This window comes from Longimicrobium sp., assembly GCF_036280135.1.
Classification (GTDB): domain Bacteria; phylum Gemmatimonadota; class Gemmatimonadetes; order Longimicrobiales; family Longimicrobiaceae; genus Longimicrobium.
The window spans coordinates 1-6,250 of record NZ_DASURI010000097.1; the positions used below are offsets into that span (position 1 = coordinate 1).

Annotated in this window: 2 protein-coding genes; one reads left to right on the forward strand and one right to left on the reverse strand. The window is 74.6% G+C overall.

The features are described 5' to 3' along the window. On the forward strand, window positions 1-4,062 hold a 4,062-nt coding region (locus VFZ20_RS03120), incomplete at its 5' end, for an amino acid adenylation domain-containing protein (RefSeq protein ID WP_329682365.1). A 425-nt stretch (window positions 4,063-4,487) separates the two neighbouring features. Here the strand turns inward: VFZ20_RS03120 and VFZ20_RS03125 are convergent. Further along, the coding region (locus VFZ20_RS03125; RefSeq protein ID WP_329682366.1) for an ATP-binding protein at window positions 4,488-6,250 on the reverse strand (1,763 nt) is incomplete at its 5' end.

A 6,250-nucleotide genomic window follows, 5' to 3' on the forward strand; every position in this document is an offset into this window, starting at 1 on the left:
GGCCACTTTCGCCGCCTGCTGGAGCAGGTGGCGGCGGACCCGGACCGCCCCGTGGCCGCGCTGGACCTTCTGGACGAGGGGGAGCGCCGGCTGCTGGCCGCGTGGGCCGGCGCGGACGCGCCCTATCCCGCGGACGCCTGCCTGCACGGGCTGTTCGAGGCGCAGGTGGCGCGCACGCCCGGCGCCCCGGCCCTCCTGTATGACGGCGAGACGCTCACGTACGGCGCGCTGAACGCGCGGGCCAACCGCGTGGCGCACCACCTGCGGCGGCTGGGCGTGGGCCCCGAGACGCGCGTGGGCATCTGCCTGGCGCGCTCGGCGGACCTCGTGGCCGGCATCCTGGGCATCCTCAAGGCCGGTGGCGCGTACGTCCCGCTGGACCCCGCCTGGCCCGCGGACCGGCTGGCCTTCATGCTGGCCGATTCCGCCGCGTCCGTGCTCCTCACGTCGGATGCGACGGCGGGCGTGCTTCCCGCCGTGCCGGCGTTGCGCCTGGTGCGCGTGGACGCGGACGCGGCGGCCATCGCCCGCGAGCCCGCGGAGAACCCCGCGGGCGGGGCCCTGTCGGCGAACCTGGCGTACCTCATCTACACCTCCGGCAGCACGGGGCGGCCCAAGGGCGTGGCCATCCAGCACGACAGCGCGGCGGCCATGCTGGCGTGGGCGTGGGAGACGTACAGCGCGGAGGAGCTGGACGGCATGCTGGCGTCCACCTCCGTCTGCTTCGACATGAGCGTCTTCGAGCTCTTCGCGCCGCTGGCGCGGGGGGGCCGCGTGATCCTCGTGGAGAACGCGCTGACCCTGCCGGACTCGCCCCACGCGGACGAGGTGCGGCTCATCGACACGGTGCCCTCGGCCATGCGCGCGCTGCTGGAGGCGGACGGCATCCCCGCCGGCGCGCGGACGGTGAACCTGGGCGGCGAGCCCCTGCCGCAGGACCTGGTGGACGCGCTGTACGCCCGGGGCGTGGAGCGCGTGTACGACCTGTACGGCCCGTCGGAGGACACCACCTTCAGCACGGTGATGCTGCGCCGCCCGGGCGGGCCCGTGAGCATCGGCCGGACGCTGCCCAACTCCCGCGGCTGGATCGTGGACGCGGGGCTGCGGCTGACCCCCGCCGGCGTGCCGGGCGAGCTGTGCCTGGCGGGGAAGGGGCTCACGCGCGGCTACCTGGGCCGCCCGGCCCTCACGGCCGAGCGCTTCATCCCCGACCCGTTCGCCACGGAGCCGGGCGGGCGGATGTACCGCACGGGCGACCGCGTGCGCTGGCGGCCGGACGGCCTGCTGGCGTACGGCGGGCGGATGGACCACCAGGTCAAGGTCCGCGGCTTTCGGGTGGAGCCGGGGGAGATCGAGGCCGCCCTGCGCCGCCACCCCGACGTGGCCGAGGCGGCCGTCGTGGCGCGCCCGGACGACGGGGGCAACCACCGCCTGGTGGCCTACGTGGTGGGCGCGGCGGGGGACGAGGCGCTGCGGACGCACCTGCGGCAGGGGCTGCCGGAGTACATGGTGCCCTCCGTCTTCGTGCGCCTGGAGCGCCTGCCGCTCACGCCCAGCGGCAAGGTGGACCGCCTGGCCCTTCCCGCGCCGACGTCCGCGCGGGGCGCGGAGCGGGCGCGGGGCGCGATGACGCCCATGGAGGAGGTGCTGGCCGCCATCTGGGCGGACGTGCTCAAGGTGGAGCACGTGGCGCCGGACGACGACTTCTTCCACATCGGCGGCCACTCGCTGCTGGCCACGCGGGTGGTGGCGCGGGTGCAGGAGACGCTGGGCGTGCACCTGCCCCTGAGCGCGCTCTTCCAGGCGCCCACGGTGGAGGAGCTGGCGGGGATGGTGGAATCGGCCCGGCGCGGGGGCGCGCCGGCCCTGCCGCCCGTGGTCCCCGTGCCGCACGAGGGGCGCCTGCCCCTGTCGTGGGCGCAGGAGCGGCTCTTCTTCCTGGACCGGCTGCAGCCGGGGCTCGCCTTCTACAACGTGCCCATGGCCGTGTGGCTGGGCGGCGGGCTGGACGTGCCGGCCCTGGAGCGCGCCTTGGGCGAGGTGCTGCGGCGCCACGAGGTGCTGCGGACCACGTTCCAGGAGCACGACGGCACGCCGTACCTGCACGTGGCGCCGTTCACGGCGTTTCACCTGCCCGTGGAGGACCTGTCCGCCGCGGCGGACGTGGAGGCCCAGGCGCGGCGCCAGGTGGAGGACGAGGCGGCGCGGCCGTTCGACCTGCAGGCCGGCCCGCTCTTTCGCGCGCGGCTGCTGCGGCTGACGGACGAGGACCACGTGCTGCTGGTGTCCATGCACCACGCCGTGAGCGACGAGTGGAGCATGGGCGTGCTCGTCCGCGAGCTCTCCGCGGGGTACGCGGCCGCGCGGGAGGGTGCCCCGTCGCCCCTGGCGCACCTGCCCGTGCAGTACGCGGACTATGCCGTGTGGCAGCGCGAGCAGCTGGCCGGCGCGCTGGAGGGGCAGCTGGAGTACTGGCGCGGCCGGCTGGCCGGTGCGCCGGCCCTCACCGAGCTGCCGCTGGACCATCCGCGTCCGCCCGTGCAGTCGCATCGCGGCGCGGCCGAGCCGTTCCGCTGGCCCGCCGGGCTGCTGCGGGGGCTGGAGGCGCTGGGCCGCGCGGAGGGCGCCACGCTGTACATGGTGATGCTGGGCGCCCTGCAGGTGCTGCTGTCGCGCTACGGCGACAGCGACGACGTGCTCGTGGGCAGCCCCATCACGGGGCGCATGCGGCACGAGACGGAAGGGCTGATGGGCTTTTTCGCCAACACGCTCGTGCTGCGGACGGACCTGTCGGGCGAGCCCTCGTTCCGCGAGGTGGTGCGGCGGGCGCGGGAGACGGCGCTGGGCGCGTACGATCACCAGGACGTGCCCTTCGAGCGGCTGGTGGAGGTGCTGCAGCCGGAGCGGTCGCTGCGCCACTCGCCCCTTTGCCAGGTCATGCTCCTGCAGGGCGCCGGCACGCCGGACGGGCTGGAGCTGCCCGGCGTGCAGCCGCGGTGGTTCGGCGGGGGGACGCGGACGAGCAAGTTCGACCTGACGCTCGCCTTCATCCCCGGCGAGGAGGGGATGCGCGGGTCCATGGAGTACGCCACGGACCTGTTCGAAGCGGATTCCGTGCGGCGGATGCTGGGCCACCTGGAGCGGGTGGTGGAGCAGGTGGTGGCGGACCCGGACCGTCCCGTGACGGCGCTGGACCTGCTGGGGCCGGAGGAGCGGCGGCGGGTGGTGGACGAGTGGAACCGCACGGACGCGCCGGTCCCGGCCGGCGCCTGCGTGCACCACGCCATCGAGGCGCAGGCGGCGCGCACGCCGGACGCCCTGGCCGTCGTCCACGGCGCGGGGGCGCTCACGTACCGCGCGCTGAACGAGTCGGCCAACGGCCTGGCGCACCGGCTGCGGGCGCTGGGCGTGGGGCCGGAGGTGCCCGTGGGCATCTGCCTGGAGCGCGGCCCGGCCGTGGTGGCGGCCATGCTGGCCGTGCTCAAGGCGGGCGGCGTGTACGTGCCGCTGGATCCCAGCTATCCCGCGGCGCGCCTGGGCTTCATGGCGGCGGATTCGGGGATGCGGGTGCTGCTCACGCAGCCGTCCCTGGCCAACGCGCTGTCCGTGCCGGACGGGGTGCGGGTGCTGCACGTGGACGCGCTGGACGAGGAGGCGTTCGGCGAGGGCCGGGCGCAGAACCCCGATTCCGGCGTGGGGCCGGAGAACCTGGCGTACCTGCTGTACACGTCGGGCTCCACGGGTGCGCCCAAGGGCGTGGCCATGCCGCATGCGGCGCTGGTGAACCTGGTGGCGTGGCACCTGGGGGAGGGCGTGGAGCCGCGGGCCACGCTGCAGTTCTCGGCGCTGAGCTTCGACGTGTCGTTCCAGGAGCTGGCGACGACACTGTCGGCGGGGGGACGGCTGGTGCTGGTGGACGAGGACCTGCGCCGCGACCCGGACGCGCTGCTGGGATACCTGGCGGAGGAGCGGGTGGAGCGGGTGTTCCTTCCCTTCGTGGCCCTGCAGTCCCTCGCGGATGCCGCCGCCGCGCGGACCGGGACGGAGCCGGCGCCCGCCTGAATTCGCCTGGCACCGCGGGAGGGTGATGGGGGGTGCCGGTGGAGCAGGGAAGTTGGGAAGAGCACGATGACGCCCGGCGCGATGATTTGCGCCGGGCGTCGGCGTTGGGGCAGGGAAGGCCGGTGGAGCGAGATGCCGGTCGGCGTTCTCGCCGAGCCAAGGCGAGGCGCATCGCGGATTGCGCGGAGGAGGCACCGATCCCCAGCCGGAGCGAATGAATTCGCCGCTGGAAAGGCACGAAGTCCGCCTGCGCGGACTGCACCAGAGAAGGCGGTCTCGGTACACCGCCGTCACCTTTGGGCGCGACGGATGTCCGCCCCGTGCGAGCGGAATCGGCGTCCCGCATCACCCGATCGCGTTTGTAAGGGCCCGGGATCGCATGGGAGGCGCCGATGCGCGCGGACGGGACGGCGGGATCAACGTCGTCAGGCGGACGCGCCGGGGTCCACGAGCGGAAGGCGCAGGGTGAAGGTGCTGCCCTGCCCGCGGACGCTGTCCACGCTGAGCTCGCCGCCCATGGCGCGCGCCAGGTCCCGGCTGATGGCCAGCCCCAGCCCCACGCCCTCGCGCGGGTTGCTGAACCGCCGCTCCACCTGCACGAACGGGTCAAAGATGGTGCGCTGCTGCTCGGGCGTGATCCCCGGGCCGTTGTCGCGCACGCGGACGTCCAGCCACTCCGCGCGGGCCGCGCACGCCAGCCGCACCCATCCGCCGCGCTGCGTGAACTTGATGGCGTTGCCCACCAGGTTCAGCAGGATCTGCCGCGCCCGCTCCTCGTCGCACAGCATCGACAGCGACGGATCGCAGCCCTCGATGGAGAGGGCGATCTCCCGGGCCGCGGCCAGGGGCGCCACGAGCGGCTCCACGCTGGCCAGGAGCGCGGCGGCGGGGCGCGGACGCAGGGCCAGCTCCAGCTGCCCCGCTTCGACCTTGGCGAACGCCAGCACGTCGTTGATGAGCGTGAGCAGGTGCTGCTGGCTGGCCTTGACGCGGGCCAGGGCCTCGCGCTGGGCCTGGGTGACCGGGCCGTGGATGCCCATCTCCACCAGGTCCACGTACCCGCCGATGGCGTTGAGGGGCGTGCGTAGCTCGTGGCTCATGGAGGCCAGGAAGTCGGCCTTGGCGCGGTTGGCCACCTCCGCCTCGCGCCGGGCCAGCTCCGCCGACTCGCGGGCCGCCACCAGCTCCGTGACCTCCGTGGCCACGAGGGCCACGGCGTACACCTCGCCCCGCGCGTCCAGCAGCGGCTGGTAGACGAGGTTGAAGTGGTGCGTCTCGGGCCGGCCGTCGCCGTCCGTGTCGAACGCGGCGGGGATGGCCGACGCGCGGTACGGGACGCCGGAATCGTACACGCGGTCGATGATCTCGAACACGCCCTGGCCCTCCAGCTCCGGGAACACCGCGCGGCCGGGGCGGCCCAGCATGTCCTCGGGCCGCTTGCCCACCATGGCGGCGTACGGCGCGTTCACCACGTCAAAGACGTGCGCGCGGCCCAGGGCGATGTACATGGCCACGGGCGCCTGCTGGATGACCCGCGCCAGGTGCTCGCGCGCCCGCTCGGCCTCGGCGCCGGCGGCCTCGGCCTCGCGGCTGCGCTCCTCCAGGGCGCCGGCCGCGCGCTGCAGCTCCTCGGTCTGCATCTCCAGCTCCAGCGCGTTCTCCTGGAGCATGCGGTTGGCGGCCTCCAGCTCCGCCTGCTGGGCCTCCAGCCGGGCGTTGGCCCCCTGCAGCGCGGCGCGGGCCGCCTCGCTTTCCCGCAGCAGGTGCTCCACCTGGCGCCGCGCCAGCACCTGCTCGGTGACGTCGTGGCCGTGCGCGATGACGCCCGTGCGGGTGCCGTCGGCCTCCACCAGGGGCAGGTACGCGAAGTCCACGTACACCTCCTCGGGCGCCGCGCCGGGCGTGCGGGCAATGCGCAGCATCACCTCGCTGCCGATGACGGGCTCGCCCGTGGCCAGCACGCCGTCCAGCATCTCGTCGAAGCCCTGGCCGCGCACCTCGGGCAGGGCCTGCAGCGCGGGGCGGCCCAGGATGTCGCGGTGGCCCACGAGCTGGTAGTAGGCCTCGTTGGCGATCTCGAAGACGTGCTCCCGCCCGCGCAGCACGGCCAGGAACGACGGCGCGTGCTGAAAGACGTACTCCAGCCGCGAGCGCTCGAAGACGAGGGAGTCGAACAGGCGGTCGCGCT